Source organism: Bradyrhizobium sp. DOA9 (assembly GCF_000617845.2).
Lineage (GTDB): Bacteria > Pseudomonadota > Alphaproteobacteria > Rhizobiales > Xanthobacteraceae > Bradyrhizobium.
In genome coordinates, this window is the sequence record NZ_DF820425.1 from 4811898 (window position 1) to 4827080 (window position 15183).

Sequence of the window (15183 nt, forward strand, 5' to 3'; positions counted from 1 at the left end):
AGCCGCGTAATGCGGCAGGCGTAACCCATGGGTGTCTCTGAACCCTTCATCCGCCGGCCGATCGCGACCTCGCTGCTCGGCATTGCGCTTCTGATCGGCGGGCTGCTGGGCTATTTCGCGCTGCCGGTCTCGGCGCTGCCGCAGGTCGACTTCCCGACCGTGCAGGTGACGACGCAGCTGCCGGGTGCGAGCCCCGACGTGATCGCCTCGCTGATCACCGCGCCGCTGGAGCGGCAGCTCGGCCAGATCCCGTCGCTGTCGGCAATGAACTCGACGAGCTCGTTCGGCGTCAGCCAGATCTCGCTGCAGTTCGACCTCAACCGCGACATCGACGGGGCGACGCAGGACGTGCAGGCCGCCATCAATGCCGCGGCCGGCGTGCTGCCCAAGACGCTGCCTTACCCCCCGACCTACGCCAAGGTGAACCCGGCGGACGCCCCGGTGATGACGCTGGCGCTGCGCTCGGACACGATCTCGCTGCGGGCGATGAGCGACATCGCCGACACCATTCTGGCGCAACGGCTGAGCCAGATCTCCGGCGTCGGACGCGTATCCGTGCTCGGCGGACTGAAGCCGGCCGTGCGCATCCAGGCGGACCTCGCGCGGCTCGCCGCCTATGGCATCGCCATGGAGGACCTGCGCACCGCGATCGCCAACGCCAATGTCTCAGGGCCGAAAGGCTCGCTCGACGGCGCACAGCAGGCCTACATCATCGCCGCCAACGACCAGATCGTCGCCGCCGACGCCTACCGGCCGATCATCATCGCCTATCGCAACGGCTCGCCCGTCACCATCGGCGACGTCGCGCAGATCGTCGACGGGCTGGAGAACGACCGCACCGGCGGCTGGTACCAGGGCACGCCGGCCGTCGTCATCGACATCCAGCGCCAGCCCGGGGCCAACGTCATCGACGTCGTCAGCCAGATCCGCGCCGAAATCCCCAAGGTGCAGCGCGCGATCCCGGCCGGCGTGAACCTCACCATCGTCTCCGACCGCACCGTGACCATCCGGGCCTCGGTGCGCGACGTGCAGTTCACGCTGGTCCTTGCCGTCGTGCTGGTGACGCTGGTGGTGCTGCTGTTCCTGCGCTCGCTGCGCGCCACCGTGATCGCGGGCGTGGCTCTGCCGCTGTCGCTGATCACGAGCTTCGGCATCATGTATTTTGCCGGCTTCAGTCTCGACAATCTGTCGCTGATGGCGCTCACGATCGGGACCGGCTTCGTGGTCGACGACGCCATCGTCATGATCGAGAACATCGTCCGCCACATGGAGAACGGCGACAGCGCGATGGAGGCCTCGCTCAAGGGCGCCAGCGAAATCGGCTTCACCGTGATCTCGCTGACGGTGTCGCTGATCGCGGTCTTCATCCCGCTTCTTTTCATGTCGGGCCTGGTCGGCCGCATGTTCCGCGAATTCGCGCTGACCTTGACGATCGCGGTCGTGACCTCGGCCGTGGTCTCGCTCACTCTGACGCCGATGATGTGCTCGCGCCTGCTCAAGCATGCCCATGAGGAGCTGGCGGTGCCGGGCCTCGCCGCGATCAGCCGCTTCATCGACCGCACCGTCGAAGCCTATCACCGGACGCTGCTGTGGGTGCTGGAGCGCCAGCGCGCGACCTTGGTCGTGACCTTCGTGACGCTGATTGCGACACTCGTCCTCTATGTCGTCGCGCCAAAGGGTTTCCTGCCGCTCCAGGACACGGCCTCGATCACGGCGGTGACCGAGGCAGGTCCCGACGTGTCGTTCGCGGAGATGCAGAAGCGGCAGGCCGAGGTGGCCGACGCCATCAAGGCCGATCCCGATGTCGTGGGCGTCGTCTCCGTGATCGGCGCCGGCTCGGTCAACCCGACCACCAATGTCGGACGCCTCGTCATGAATCTGAAGCCGCGCGGTGAACGGCGGGACGATGTCGCGGCCGTCGTGATCCGGCTGAAGGAGAGGGTGGCGGGCATCCCGGGCATGACCGTCTATTTCCAGCCGGTGCAGGACGTGCAGATCTCGACCCAGTCGAGCCGCTCGCAATACCAGTACACGCTGACCGGCACCGATGCGGCGCTGGTCTCGGAATGGTCGCGCAAGCTGGTTGCCGAGATGCGACGCGATCCCCTGTTCCGCGACGTCTCCTCCGAGGCGCAGGAGGGCGGCCTGCGGGCGCAGCTCGACGTCGACCGTACGCGGGCGGGCCAGCTCGGCGTCAGCCTCCAGGCCATCACCGATACGCTGAACGACGCCTTCGCGCAGCGGCAGATCTCGACCATCTACGGACAGGCCAACCAGTACCGCGTCGTGCTGGAGGCGTTGCCGATGTACCAGCGTGATCCCTCGGTCCTGTCCAAGCTCTATCTGCCGGGTGCCGCCAGCAGCACGACGGCCGGCGCGCCGAGCGCCCAGGTGCCGCTGTCGGCGGTGGCGACCTTGAAGCGCACAACGGCGCCGCTCGCGATCTCTCACCAGGCGCAATTCCCCTCGGTGTCGCTGAGCTTCAACCTGGCGCCGGGCGCCGCGCTCGGCGACGCCGTCGAGGCGGTCAAGACGATCGAGACCCGCATCGGCATGCCCAACAGCATCGTCGGCGTCTATGCCGGCGATGCCGCCGAATTCGCCAAGGCGCTGGCCGGCCAGCCCTGGCTGCTGCTCGCGGCCGTGATCACCATCTACATCGTGCTCGGCGTGCTCTATGAGAGCTACATCCACCCGATCACGATCCTGTCGACGCTGCCCTCGGCCGGCGTCGGCGCCATCCTGGCGCTGATGTTGTGCGGACAGGACCTCTCCGTGATCGGCCTGATCGGCATCATCCTGCTGATGGGCATCGTCAAGAAGAACGCGATCATGATGATCGACTTCGCGCTCGAGGCCGAGCGCGGGCAGGGCATGCCGCCGCACGAGGCGATCGTGCAGGCTTGCCTCCTGCGCTTCCGCCCGATCATGATGACGACGCTGGCGGCGCTGTTCGGCGCGCTTCCGCTGGCGATCGAGAGCGGCACCGGCGCCGAGCTGCGCTTCCCGCTCGGCGTCTCCATCATCGGCGGCCTGCTGCTGAGCCAGCTGCTGACGCTCTACACGACGCCGGTGATCTATCTCGCCCTCGACCGCATCAACCGCCGCCTCGAGCAGGCGCTGCCGCCGGCCGAATCCGGCGGCCCGCCGGTCGCGGGCGCGACCGAGGGGATGCAGTGATGCCATCGATCTCGGAGCCCTTCATCCGCCGCCCGGTCGCGACCACGCTGCTGTCGATCGGGTTGTTCCTGCTGGGTGTCGTCGCCTACGAGTTCCTTCCCGTCGCCTCGGTGCCGAACGTCGACTTTCCCGCCATCTTCGTCTCCGCCAGCCGGCCCGGCGCCGATCCGTCCGTGATGGCCGCGACGGTGGCCTCGCCCCTGGAGCGGCGCCTTGGCGAGATCGCCGGCATCAACCAGATCACGTCCACGAGCTCGCTCGGCATCACCAACATCCAGCTTCAGTTCGACATCGGCCGCAACATCGACAAGGCCGCGCGCGACGTCCAGGCCGCCATCAACGCCTCGATGGTCGATCTGCCGACCGACCTGCCGACGCTGCCGCGTTTCCGCAAAGCCAACACGGCCGGCGCGCCGGTCTTCGTGCTGGCGCTGACCTCGAAGACGCTGTCGGCCAGCGCGATCTACGACGTCGCCGACACGGTCATCGCTCAGCGCATCTCGCAAGTACCTGGGGTCGGCGACGTCACGGTCTCCGGCGCCGACCAGCCGGCCGTGCGGGTGCAGCTCAACCCCGTGGCGCTGTCGAATGCGGGCATCGCCACCGACGATATCAGGACCGCGATCATCAACGCCAATCCGCTCGGTCCCGTCGGCATCTTCAACGGCGAGCGCCAGAGCGAGACGCTGGCGCTGAACAAGCAGATGCGCACGGCGAAGGAGTTCCGTGACATCGTCATCAAGAGCTCCAACGGCAATTTCGTGCGGCTCTCCGACGTCGCCGACATCGAGGATTCCGTCCGCAATGCCCGCTCGTTCGCCTGGTTCAACAAGCAGCCGGCGGTGCTGATCCAGATCACCAAGCAGGGCGACGCCAACGTCATCGACACCGTCGACCGGGTCAAGGCCCTGATCCCCGCGTTGAAGCAGTGGATTCCGGCCGGCGTCGAAATCTCCACCCTGGTCGATCGCACGGGCACGATCCGCGCCAGCGTGCTGGACATGCAATGGACGTTGCTGGCGACCGCGCTCCTCGTCATGGTCGTGGTGTTCGTGTTCCTGCGCCGGCTGACGCCGACGATCGCGGCGGGCATCTCGGTGCCGCTGGCGCTGGCCGGCACCTGTGCCGGCATGTGGGTCGCGGGCTTCTCGATCGACAATCTGTCGCTGATGGCGCTGGCGATCTCGGTCGGCTTCGTGGTCGATGACGCCATCGTCATGATCGAGAACATGTATCGCAATCTCGAGCACGGCATGCGGCCGTTCCGGGCGGCGCAGGAGGGCGCCAAGCAGATCGGCTTCACGGTGGTCTCGATCAGCCTGTCGCTGATCGCGGCATTCACGCCGCTGATCTTCATGGACGGCGTCGTTGGCCGGCTGCTGCGCGAGTTCTCGCTGACGCTGACCTTCGCGATCCTTGTCTCGACACTGGTGTCGCTCACGGTCACGCCGATGATCTGCGCGCACTACATCCGGCAGGCCACCTCGGGCACGGCGACCTTGTTCGATCGGCTGATCGAAGGCTCGCTGTCGCGCGTCGTCGCCTTCTACACCCGCACCTTGCGCACCGCGCTGGAATTCCCGCTGCTGACCCTGCTGGTGTTCTTCGCCACCATCGGCCTCACGGTGACACTCTACATCAAGGTCCCCAAGGGCTATTTCCCGACCGACGATTCCGGTTTCATCATCGGCGCAACGCGTGCCTCGGCCGACATCTCGTTCCAGTCGATGCTGGGTCTCCAGCAGCGGCTCGCCGACATCGTGATGCAGGACCCGGCCGTCGCCGGCATCGGCTCGGCCGTCGGCGGCGGAGGCGGGCCGGGGGCGGCGACCTCGAACCGCGGCACCATGTTCATCAGCCTGAAGCCGCCCGAGGAGCGCGACCACGTCTCGACACAGGTCGTGATCGACCGTCTGAGGCGCGCGCTCTATCCCGTGCCGGGCATTCGCCTCTTCATGTTCGCCGCCCAGGACGTGCGCGCCGGCGGGCGGCAGAGCGATTCCGACTACCAGTATACGCTGACCAGCACCGATCTTGGCCTGCTGCAGAAATGGGCGCCGATCGTCGCCAAGCGGATGGAGACCGTCGAGGGCATCACCGACATTTCCAGCGACCGCGATCCCGGCGGGCTTCAGTTGACCCTGTCGATCGATCGCCAGAAGGCCTCGGCCCTCGGCGTCAAGGTCCAGGACATCGACAATGCACTGAACAATGCGTTCTCGCAGCGTCAGATCGGGATCATCTACACCCAGCGCAACCAGTACATGACCGTGCTCGAGATCAACCCGAAATTCCAGGTCGACCCCTCCAATCTCGATCGCATCTACGTCGCGGGCGGCAACGACGTGCAGGTGCCGCTGTCGGCGGTGGTGCACGCGACGCGTGGGCTTGCCGCGCTCGCGGTCTATCACTCGCAGTCTTTCCCCTCGACGACGGTGTCGTTCAACCTCTTGCCCGACGTGCAGCTCCAGGCCGCGACGCAAAATATCCAGCGCGCGGTCGACGAATTGCACATGCCCGAAGGCATCCGCGGCAGCTTCGACGGCAACGCCGGCGATTTCGCCAAGACGAGCGGGCGCCAGCCGCTCCTGATCCTCGGCGCGCTGGTCGCGATGTATATCGTGCTGGGGGTGCTCTACGAGAGCCTCGCCCATCCGCTCACGATCATCTCGACGCTTCCGTCGGCGGGCCTAGGCGCGCTGCTCGCCTTGCAGCTCACCAACACGCCGCTGACGGTGATCGCTTTCGTCGGCATCATCCTCCTGATCGGCATCGTCAAGAAGAACGGCATCATGATGGTGGACTTCGCGCTCGATGCCGAGCGCCAGCGCGGCCTGTCCTCGGCCGAGGCGATCTTCGAGGCCTGCCAGGCGCGCTTCCGCCCGATCCTGATGACGACCATGGCGGCGTTGTTCGCCGGCATTCCGCTGGTGATCGCGACGGGCCCGGGCACGGAGCTGCGCCGGCCACTCGGCATCACCATCATCGGCGGCCTGTTCGTCTCGCAGATCCTGACACTGTACACGACGCCCGTGATCTACCTCCTGATCGACCGCCTGCGGCGGCGATCCGAGCCGCGTCCGCTGGCGGCACCGGCGGAATAGGTTGTTGCAGCGCCGCGCGAAGCGTATAGCGGCGACCATGTCCAATCCGCCCGACACCGCCGCCGCGCCGGCCGAACCGATTCCCGAATGCCCGCATTGCCAGAAGTCGATGCCGCTGTGCATTTGCGACAGCGTCGCGCCGATCGAGAACCGGCTCTCGCTCCTGATCCTGCAGCATCCGCAGGAGCAGGACAGGGCGCTCGGCACGGCGCGGCTGCTGGCCAGGCACTTCGCCGGTGCCACCGTGCGGGTCGGCCTGTCCTGGCCGAGCCTCTCCAAGGCGCTGGGACGGCCGGTCGAGAATGCCTCGCACTGGGCCGTGCTCTATCTCGGCTCGGCACGCGCGGCCGATCTCGACGCCCAAGGCGAGATCGTCGCGCTCAACCGCAAGGGCGAGGTCGCGGAGAACCAGCGCGCGATCCTCGGCAAGCTCGAAGGCGTGGTGCTGCTCGACGGTACCTGGAGCCAAGCCAAGGCGCTGTGGTGGCGCAATCCCTGGATGCTGAAATGCCAACGCGTGATCCTCAATCCGCAGAAGCCCTCGCGCTACGGGCGCCTGCGCAAGGAGCCGCGCCGCGACGGCCTCTCGACCATCGAAGCCGCCGCGACGATCCTCGCCGGCATCGAGCGGCGTCCTGATATCGCCGACACCCTGCTTGCCAGTTTCGAACGGATGCTGACCCGCTACCGCGAGGTCCAGGCCGAGATGCCGGAACTGGCGCCAAAGCCCGCCGCAAAGAGCCGCCGCCGCGATTTCCGGCGCAGCAAGCGGGTCTGATTTCGGCCGGCACATTTCGCTGTGCGGCCGGCGGGCCGCGGGGTTGCCTAAGCCATTGATCCCCTATATTGCTCCGCCCCTACGGGGCCACGTGGCGGAGTGGTTACGCAACGGTCTGCAAAACCGTGTACACCAGTTCAATTCTGGTCGTGGCCTCCATTACAAGCTTCTGATTTTCCACAAAATTTGGGCTCATGCGCGGTTCCGCCGAGCCGCACGCGCCCGCCAGTCCCACCGGGTTTGCCCGGGGCTTGGCGGAAAGGTGCGATTCAGGTCCTCTGGCATAGACTTCGCATCTGCGAAGAGACGCATCCAAACCCTGGAGCTGGAGAGCACGTGGGCGACGTCGTTCGATTTGTCCCGAAATCCGAGCTGGAGCGGGCCCGCCTCATTGCCGAGGCGCGCGCGATCTATGACAGCATCTTCCCGCCAGCTGCTCCCGACCGGGCGCCGCAACAGGGCGAGGAGCGCGTCAAGACTTGATCGGGGCTGCGCCGGGTCCCCGGCGCCCGGTCATGCCGAACCGCCCGCAAGGCGGACGCATCGGTTCACTTCAAGACGGGCCTCAGCAGGCCGCGTACCAGCCGTCGGGAAAGGGCAGGAGGGGCCAGGCGCCCTCGTTGTCATTGGCCGCTTTGAGTGTCGCGTCGAAGCTCCACGAGCGGGGCACGTATTCCTCCACCGGCACAGGCGCGCAATCCTCGAAGACCATGGCGTCCCGGACAGCATCCAGCAGCAGATTGAATTCGGCTTCGCTCATCACACCCTCGCAGAACGCGGATGGCGCAATGTCGCAAAGCCGGTTTGTTTCCGGATTGACCGGATCGTTCGCATTTTAACGATGCGGCGATCGGGACCCGAATGGTTAGCGATTCCTGAAAATCCCCCGGGCAACCCTAAGTGCCGCCGCCGCGCAGCAGGTGTGAAGCAGATCACATTCCCGGCGGTTTATTTCTCGTAACCCCTTTGCACCGTGCCGGCCAATGCAGGCCGGATCAGGCAGGGCAGAGCGGGAGACTGGTCATGAAGGCGAGGTTCTTGCGGTTTGCGGGCGTGAAGAGCCGGGCGCGGGGCGCCTCAACGGTCGGGCTGTTCCTGACGCTGTTTGCCTCCGCCGCCCATGCACAGGGAACGGCGGAGCAGCGGCGGGCCTGTACCCCCGACGTCTACCGGCTCTGCGCCGGCGAGATCCCCAACGTCCGCGCCATCACCGCCTGCCTGCGTCGCAACCGCGCCAGCCTCAGCGAGGCCTGCCGATCGGTGTTCGATCAGGCAGGTGGTTGAATGCCCGCCCTGTGGGTTTGTGCGCAGCAAGTGCCTCGCACGACCTCACGAATCGGCGTTTGTCACCCTGTGGATATGCTGCGGACAGGCTGTGGACGGCCAGTGAATTTGCTGCGGACGCGGCGGGTGGTTGCTATGGCCGAAGGCATTTGGTGGTCTCGAATTCGGACACCCTGAATTTGCGCCGATTCGCGATCCCCCGAACAGTTTTTGTGCAACCGTTTGCCCAAATGCCGGGCGCGCTCCATCCAAATTTTTGTACGCCCGCGGACAAGCTTTTCCTGGCTCACTCCCGCACGTTCCTCCCGATCATTGGAGCATGGCAGACGCCATGACATTGCGGAGGAGCTGGCGAGATGGAGAAGTCGATTGGGCCCCAGGCGCGACGGGGAATGGCGCGCGCATCATCGCTGCGGCGGAAGCTCATGCTCGGCGCCGCCATTGCTTTCGGTCTCGCTCTCGCCGCGCCGCTGAGCGCGCAGGCTGCAGTTCCCGCCGCCTGCGCTGCGCTGCAGGAGAAATATCCGGACTGGAAGGGCAAGACGCTCGTCAACGCCATCAATCCGCACACGCCGGGCTATGAGACGATCGATCCCAAGGACCCCAGCAAGTATATCGGCTTCGACATCGATCTCGGCGAGGCCATCGGCGAATGTCTCGGCTTCAAGCTGACCTACAAGCCCGTGGTGTTCGCTGCGCTCCTCACCACGCTCGCCGCCGGTCAGGCCGACATCGTCATCTCCGACATCTACGCCACCAAGGAGCGCGCCAAGGCGGCCGACTTCATCACCTATTCGAAAGTGTTCGACGGCGTGCTGGTCGCCAAGGGGAATCCAAAGGGCATCAACGGCATCAACCTGTCGATGTGCGGCGCGGCTGCCGCCGAAAACACCGGCTATGTCGAGGTGCCCCTGATCCAGGCGCTGGCCGCGGAGTGCAAGAAGGCTGGCAAGCCGGAGCCGACCATCCAGCTCTACGACAACAACGCCAATTGCATCCAGGCTATTCTCGCCGGCCGCGCCGACACCTATGTCAACGACGTCAACACCGTCGACAGCGCCGTAAAGGCCTATCCGGACAAGCTGGAGAAGGCGGTCGCTGTGACGATCCCATACTCGGTCGGCATCGCTGTTCCCAAGGGCAAGCCGAAATTCCGCGACGCCGTGCTCGCCGCCCTGATCGAGGTGCAGAAGGCGGGCACGCACATGGAGCTCCTGAAGAAGCATGGGCTCGATGTGAACAACTTCATGGAGCCGGGAATCCTCACGGCTGATTGAGCGCGTTTGACCCTCCCCGACGGGGAGAGATCGGCGCGACGCGCCGGGTGAGGGGCATAGCCTCTCATCCGGATCGCATCGACGATGCGACGTAGCCGAAGCTTCGCTTCGAGAGGTGGCCCGTCCTCGAGGCGCCCGTCTTCGACCAAACCCGATCCCGCTGTCATGACTGTCGACTGATGTCGCTGTTCCTTCATTACCTGAGCATGCCGTATCTGCTCGCGGGCATCGAGCTCACCCTCGAGGTGACCGCCCTCGGGCTCGGCGGCGGGTTGATCCTCGGATTGATCCTCGCCGGCATGCAGCTCTCGCGCTTCTGGCTACTCGCGGCGATCGCCAGGGCCTACACCGTGATCTTCCGCGGCACGCCGCTGATCCTGCAAATGGTTTTCGCCTACGACGCGCTGCCGCATATCGGCATCAAGCTGCCGGCCGTGCTGGCGGCAGGCCTTGCGCTTGCCTGCAACGAGGCGCCGTTCATCGCGGAGATGCTGCGCGCCGGCGTGCTTGGCGTCGACCGCGGCCAGGTGACGGCGGGACAGGCGCTCGGGATGACGCCGTCGGTGCTGATGCGCAGGGTCATCGCGCCACAGGCGATCCGCACCATGATCCCGGCCTTCGGCAACGAGGCCGTGAGCGCGCTGAAGAATTCATCTCTGGCCTCCGTCGTGGCGGTGCAGGAGCTGACCTTGCGCTCGACGCAGCTGGCGTCCTCGACCTTCGACTTCTTTTCGATCTTCTTTGCCTCCGGGCTGCTCTATCTCGTGCTGACCGCGACGATCAGCGCGATCCAGCTCTTCGTCGAATGGCTGCTCGATCTCGACCGGACCACGCGCCGCCAGCGCAAGCTCGCCGACTATCTGCCATGGCGCCGCGTTGAACTCGCCACCAAGCTCGACATTGCCGATGTGGCCGCCGCCGATCCCGAGCCTGCACCGGCAGAGCTGGCCGATACGCCGCCACTCGCCCTGACCCGCGAGGAGCGCGCGCGTCGCGCGGCGACGATCGCGCGCAACAATATCGCGGTCGAGGCCAGGGACCTCACCAAGAGCTACGGCGCGCAAAAGGTGCTCGACGGCCTCGACTTGACCGTGCGCGTGGGCGAGGTGGTGGCGTTGCTCGGTCCGAGCGGCTCGGGCAAGAGCACGCTGCTTCGCTGCGTCAACCATCTTGAGAACTGGGACGCCGGCACCGTGCGCGTCGGCGGCCGGCGGCTCGGCTTCGGCGAGAATGGCAAGCCATTGTCGCCGCGCGCCATCGCCAACGAGCGGGCCAGCGTCGGCGTCGGCATGGTGTTCCAGCAGTTCAACCTGTTTGCTCACCTTTCGGCGAAGGAGAATATTGCCGGCCCGTTGCGCTGGGTCCACGGCATGACCCGCATCGACGCCGAGCGCCGCGCAACCGAGCTGCTCGACCGCGTCGGGCTGTCCCACCGCGCCGATGCGCTGCCGCGACATCTCTCCGGCGGCCAGCAGCAGCGCGTCGCCATCGCCCGCGCGCTCGCGCCCAATCCGAGCGTGCTGCTGCTGGACGAGCCGACCTCGGCGCTGGATCCCGAGCTCGTCAATGAAGTGCTGGAGGTGATCCGCCGCCTCGCCATCGACGACGGCCTCACCATGATCATCTCGACGCACCAGATCCGCTTTGCCGACGAGGTCGCCGACCGTGTCGCTTTCCTGAGCGGCGGCACGATCATCGAGGAGGGGCCGGCGCACGAGGTGCTCTCCAATCCCCGCAATCCGCTGACGGCGCGCTTCCTCAGCGTGATGGAAGCGGGCAAGGCTCCGGAGACGGTGCGATGAGCGCGCTCTCCGCCAGGTACAGGATCCCCGAAGAGGTCACGTCATGAAGCATGTCACGTTGCCGGTTTCGCCGAAGACCGTCCATTGGGGCTATTTCTCCAAGGCAGTCACGCCGGCCCTGACGCTGCGCTCGGGAGACCGGGCCACGATCGAGACGCTGACCCATCATGCCAACGACGATTACGAGCGCATGATTCAGGGCGATCCCGGTGCCGAAAGCGTGTTCCAGTGGACGCGCGAGCACAAGGCGGTGGCGCGGCGCGGCTCGGGCCCGACGAAAGGCCCGTTCATTCGCGGCGCGGGCGAGGGGATCGGCGTGCACTTGCTCACCGGCCCGGTCGCGATCGAAGGCGCCGAGCCCGGCGACATTCTCGAGGTGCGCATCCTCGATATCAGGCCGCGGCCGAGCTGCAGTGCCTGTCATGCCGGCCGCTGCTTCGGCTCCAATGTCGCGGCGAACTGGGGTTTCCACTACCACGACCTGATCGAGGAGCCGAAGCCGCGCGAGGTCGTCACCATCTTCGAGCTCGACACCTCCGGCGAGCCCTATGCGAAGGCCGTCTACAATTACGTCTGGATGCCGCAGACCGACCCTGACGGCATCGTGCACTCGACCATCGACTATCCGGGCGTGCGCGTGGACCATGCCACCATCAGGAAGCGCGAGAACGTCCTCACCAGCGTGAGGGTGCCGGCGCGGCTGCATTTCGGCACCATGGGCCTTGCGCCGTCGGAGGCTGATTTCGTCAGCTCGATCCCGCCGAGCTATACCGGGGGCAATATCGACGACTGGCGGATCGGCAAGGGCGCGCGGATGTTCTATCCGGTCGCGGTCCCCGGCGCTTATTTCTCGGTCGGAGATCCCCATGCCGCGCAAGGCGACAGCGAACTCGGCGGCACCGCAATCGAGACCTCGCTGACCGGCGATTTCGAATTCATCCTGCACAAGAAGGCCGACCTTGGCGGGACCAGCCTCGAAGGCCTGGACCATCCCATGCTCGAGACCGACCACGCCTGGTCATTCTACGGCTTCACCTATCCGAACTATCTCGCCGCGCTCGGCGCTGACGCACAAACCGAGATTGCCAATCACTCCAGTCTCGACCGTGCGATGCGCGATGCGTTCAGGAAGCTCCGCCGGTTTCTGATGACGGTGCACGGCCTCAGCGAGGACGAGGCAATCTCGCTGATGTCGGTCGGCGCCGATTTCGGGGTGACTCAAGTCGTCGACGCCAATTGGGGCGTCCATGGCACGATCAGAAAGGACATGTTCCGATGCGACTGATGCTGTGAGACGCGGTCTGTTTTCGGGATGAGCAGATGACGAGCGGAGACCATTTGCGGCCCCTCGCCGCGACAGATGACCGCGTTCGTCTGGCACAGAGGTTGCTTCGATCGACCGCAATCTGGGTCGATCCGATGAGCTTCCGGCCGTTCACGAGCGAGTCCTACGCGCAAGACGACCGCCCCGAAGCCTGGCGGGACGTGCTGGCTGCGGTCGGCCTGCAGCCGGCAGCCGGCCATTCCTTCTTCGACGGGCACGCAACCGCTTCCCACCGTCATGCCGCAGGAGTCGCGCTGACGCGCATGGCTGCCGGCGCGCAAAGCGTTGGTCCGCTCCCGCAGGCGAATGAAGACCTTCCGATTGCGCTGATGCCGGTCGAGGACGGCATGGTGCTGAAAACCGCCGGCGGCCACCGCATCGTTCCCGTCGGTCATCTCGTGATGCTGCCGCGCAGCGGGGACTGGAGCATCGTGTTCCAGCGCGACATGCGCGCCATCGTACTCTCAGTCACCTCCGAGGCACTGCATGGACGCCTTTCGGGCAGGCCGCGGCTCGGCGAGCCCCGCGTCGTTCCGACCCGCGGCTTTGCCGAGGTGTTCGCCCGCATGCTGGACGCGACCGCGCGCACCCTCGACACGTTGAGCGATGCCGAATGGAATTCGCTCGCGCAGTCGCTGGTCGATCTGCTCCTGACGCTCGCGCATCAACTGGCGGCCTCGAGCTCCGATGCCGGATCGAGTGCAACACAGGCTGCGCTGCTGCACCGGATCTGCCAGACCATCGAGCGTCGCCTCGACGATCCCGATCTGGTGCCGGCGCGCGTCGCGCAAGCCGAGGGGATCTCCGAGCGTTACCTGCAAAAGTTGTTCGAGACGGTCGGCGACAATTTCACCCATTACGTTCGCGAGCGCCGGCTCCAGCGCGCCTGGGCGGACCTGTCCAACCCGACCGAAGCGCATCGCTCGATCTCGGAGATCGCCTACGCCTATGGCTTTGGTGATTCCGCGCATTTCAGCCGCGCCTTCCGCCATCGCTTCGGCCTGCCACCGCGGGAATTTCGCCAGCAGGAGGCGGAGCGAGCGATTGCACAGCACGGCGTCGCCGGCCAGCGCGGCTGGCCGCAGGAGGCGCTGGCGCAATTGCGCGCGCATCCGAATGTGGAGGCCCGCAGCAGCATCGCTTGCGCCGGCGCCGGGGAGCCGACCACCACCGAACGCCGTCATCACCATCTCCCGGTCGAGGCCAGCCGCGTTCACTGGGGCTATTTCAGCCGCTCGCTGCCGCCGCAGGTCGAGATCGCGTCGGGCGACACCATCACCATCGAGACGCTGACCCAGCACGCCTCCGACGATCCCGAATTGATGATAACAGGTGATGCCGCCGCCGAAAGCGTGTTCGGCTGGACGCGAAACAAGAAGAACGTCGACCGCCGCGGGGCAGGGCCGATGGATGCCAGCGTGTTCGGCCGCGGCGCCGGGGAGGGGTTTGGCGTGCACATCTGCACCGGGCCCGTGGCGGTGAAGGACGCTCAGCCCGGCGATGTGCTGGAGGTGCGCATCCTCGACATCGTGCCGCGGGCGAGCCGCAATCCGAGCCATGCGGGCCGCGTGTTCGGCTCGTCGGTCGCGGCGTGGTGGGGCTATCATTACAACGAGTTTCTCGGCGGTCCTAAGCCGCGCGAAGCCGTGACCATCTATGAGATCTTCGAAGACGCCGAGCTGCCGCACGCCCGCGCGCTCTATTCCTATCGCTGGGAGCCGCAGACCGATCCGTTCGGCGTGGTGCACGCCACCTACGACTATCCCGGCGTTCCCGTCGCAGCCGGTACGATCAAGCGCCGGCACGCCGTGCTCGACGGCATCAAGATTCCCCTGCGTCCGCATTTCGGCGTGATCGCGGTGGCACCGCGCGAGCTCGATTTCGTCGATTCCGTGCCGCCGTCCTATTTCGGCGGCAATCTCGACAATTGGCGGCTGGGGAAGGGGGCGACCGTCTACCTTCCGGTATCTGTCCCCGGCGCTCTGCTGTCGGTCGGCGATCCCCATGCCGCGCAAGGCGACGGCGAGCTCAGCGGCACCGCGATCGAATGCTCGATGACCGGCACCTTCGAGGTGATCCTGCACAAGAAGGCCGATCTTGCCGGCCGTCCCTTCGCCGACCTCTCCTATCCGCTGATCGAGACCGAAACCGATTGGGTGCTGACCGGCTTCAGCCATCCCAACTATCTCGCCGAGTTCGGCGCGCAGGGCCAGAGCGAGGTCTACGCAAAATCCTCGCTCGACCTTGCCATGAAGGACGCCTTCCGCAAGATGCGGCGCTTCCTGATGAACGTCAAAGGCCTGAGCGAGGACGAGGCCATCGCGCTGATGTCGGCCGCCGTCGATTTCGGCGTCACGCAAGTCGTCGACGGCAATTGGGGCGTGCACGCCATCCTCAGCAAGCGCCTGTTTCAGGACGCATCTTAACAAGGACA

At 66.2% G+C, this 15183-nt stretch carries 10 protein-coding genes and 1 tRNA gene; 10 read left to right on the forward strand and 1 reads right to left on the reverse strand.

The window, feature by feature from the left end; all coding sequences use genetic code 11:
- Positions 1–27: 27 nt before the first annotated feature.
- The 5 genes from BDOA9_RS22565 (at position 28) to BDOA9_RS38980 (ending at position 7545) form a co-directional block, all read left to right on the forward strand.
- On the forward strand, positions 28–3180 hold the full coding sequence (locus BDOA9_RS22565; protein ID WP_025036235.1) for an efflux RND transporter permease subunit: 3153 nt from the start codon (positions 28–30) through the stop codon (positions 3178–3180).
- Positions 3180–6284, forward strand: coding sequence for an efflux RND transporter permease subunit (locus BDOA9_RS22570; RefSeq protein WP_025036236.1), 3105 nt, complete (start codon positions 3180–3182; stop codon positions 6282–6284). Before BDOA9_RS22565 ends, BDOA9_RS22570 begins: the two co-directional genes overlap by 1 nt.
- A gap of 37 nt (positions 6285–6321) precedes the next feature.
- The gene (locus tag BDOA9_RS22575; protein ID WP_025036237.1) at positions 6322–7062 is read left to right on the forward strand and encodes a tRNA-uridine aminocarboxypropyltransferase; all 741 of its coding nucleotides are present in this window, start codon (positions 6322–6324) and stop codon (positions 7060–7062) included.
- A gap of 85 nt (positions 7063–7147) precedes the next feature.
- A tRNA-Cys gene (locus tag BDOA9_RS22580) sits at positions 7148–7221 on the forward strand.
- A 177-nt stretch (positions 7222–7398) separates the two neighbouring features.
- On the forward strand, positions 7399–7545 hold the full coding sequence (locus tag BDOA9_RS38980) for a hypothetical protein (protein ID WP_167361661.1): 147 nt from the start codon (positions 7399–7401) through the stop codon (positions 7543–7545).
- Between the two features lie 82 nt (positions 7546–7627).
- Here BDOA9_RS38980 and BDOA9_RS22585 read toward each other — a convergent pair whose 3' ends face one another.
- Positions 7628–7822, reverse strand: a complete 195-nt coding sequence (locus tag BDOA9_RS22585; protein WP_025036238.1) for a hypothetical protein — start codon at positions 7820–7822, stop codon at positions 7628–7630.
- 263 nt (positions 7823–8085) lie between these two features.
- On the opposite strand from BDOA9_RS22585, the gene BDOA9_RS22590 reads away from it, so the two are divergent.
- From BDOA9_RS22590 to BDOA9_RS22610, 5 genes are all read left to right on the forward strand, one after another.
- Complete coding sequence (locus BDOA9_RS22590) at positions 8086–8346, forward strand: hypothetical protein (protein ID WP_025036239.1); 261 nt, start codon at positions 8086–8088, stop codon at positions 8344–8346.
- A 392-nt stretch (positions 8347–8738) separates the two neighbouring features.
- Positions 8739–9623, forward strand: coding sequence for an ABC transporter substrate-binding protein (locus BDOA9_RS22595; protein WP_042336374.1), 885 nt, complete (start codon positions 8739–8741; stop codon positions 9621–9623).
- Between the two features lie 179 nt (positions 9624–9802).
- Positions 9803–11425, forward strand: coding sequence for an amino acid ABC transporter permease/ATP-binding protein (locus BDOA9_RS22600; RefSeq protein WP_025036241.1), 1623 nt, complete (start codon positions 9803–9805; stop codon positions 11423–11425).
- 43 nt (positions 11426–11468) lie between these two features.
- Positions 11469–12710: an acetamidase/formamidase family protein gene (locus BDOA9_RS22605; protein ID WP_025036242.1), complete on the forward strand. Its 1242-nt coding sequence runs from the start codon at positions 11469–11471 to the stop codon at positions 12708–12710.
- A 134-nt stretch (positions 12711–12844) separates the two neighbouring features.
- Positions 12845–15175, forward strand: a complete 2331-nt coding sequence (locus BDOA9_RS22610) for an acetamidase/formamidase family protein (protein WP_025036243.1) — start codon at positions 12845–12847, stop codon at positions 15173–15175.
- Positions 15176–15183 lie beyond the last annotated feature (8 nt).

What these genes read in the sequence shown, in the direction of transcription:
- BDOA9_RS22565 (WP_025036235.1), top strand. Translation starts at nt 28, where the DNA reads ATGGGTGTCTCTGAACCCTTCATCCGCCGGCCGATCGCGACCTCGCTG.
- BDOA9_RS22570 (WP_025036236.1), top strand. Translation starts at nt 3,180, where the DNA reads ATGCCATCGATCTCGGAGCCCTTCATCCGCCGCCCGGTCGCGACCACG.
- BDOA9_RS22575 (WP_025036237.1), top strand. Translation starts at nt 6,322, where the DNA reads ATGTCCAATCCGCCCGACACCGCCGCCGCGCCGGCCGAACCGATTCCC.
- BDOA9_RS22585 (WP_025036238.1), bottom strand. Translation starts at nt 7,822, where the DNA reads ATGAGCGAAGCCGAATTCAATCTGCTGCTGGATGCTGTCCGGGACGCC.
- BDOA9_RS22590 (WP_025036239.1), top strand. Translation starts at nt 8,086, where the DNA reads ATGAAGGCGAGGTTCTTGCGGTTTGCGGGCGTGAAGAGCCGGGCGCGG.
- BDOA9_RS22595 (WP_042336374.1), top strand. Translation starts at nt 8,739, where the DNA reads ATGGCGCGCGCATCATCGCTGCGGCGGAAGCTCATGCTCGGCGCCGCC.
- BDOA9_RS22600 (WP_025036241.1), top strand. Translation starts at nt 9,803, where the DNA reads ATGTCGCTGTTCCTTCATTACCTGAGCATGCCGTATCTGCTCGCGGGC.
- BDOA9_RS22605 (WP_025036242.1), top strand. Translation starts at nt 11,469, where the DNA reads ATGAAGCATGTCACGTTGCCGGTTTCGCCGAAGACCGTCCATTGGGGC.
- BDOA9_RS22610 (WP_025036243.1), top strand. Translation starts at nt 12,845, where the DNA reads ATGAGCTTCCGGCCGTTCACGAGCGAGTCCTACGCGCAAGACGACCGC.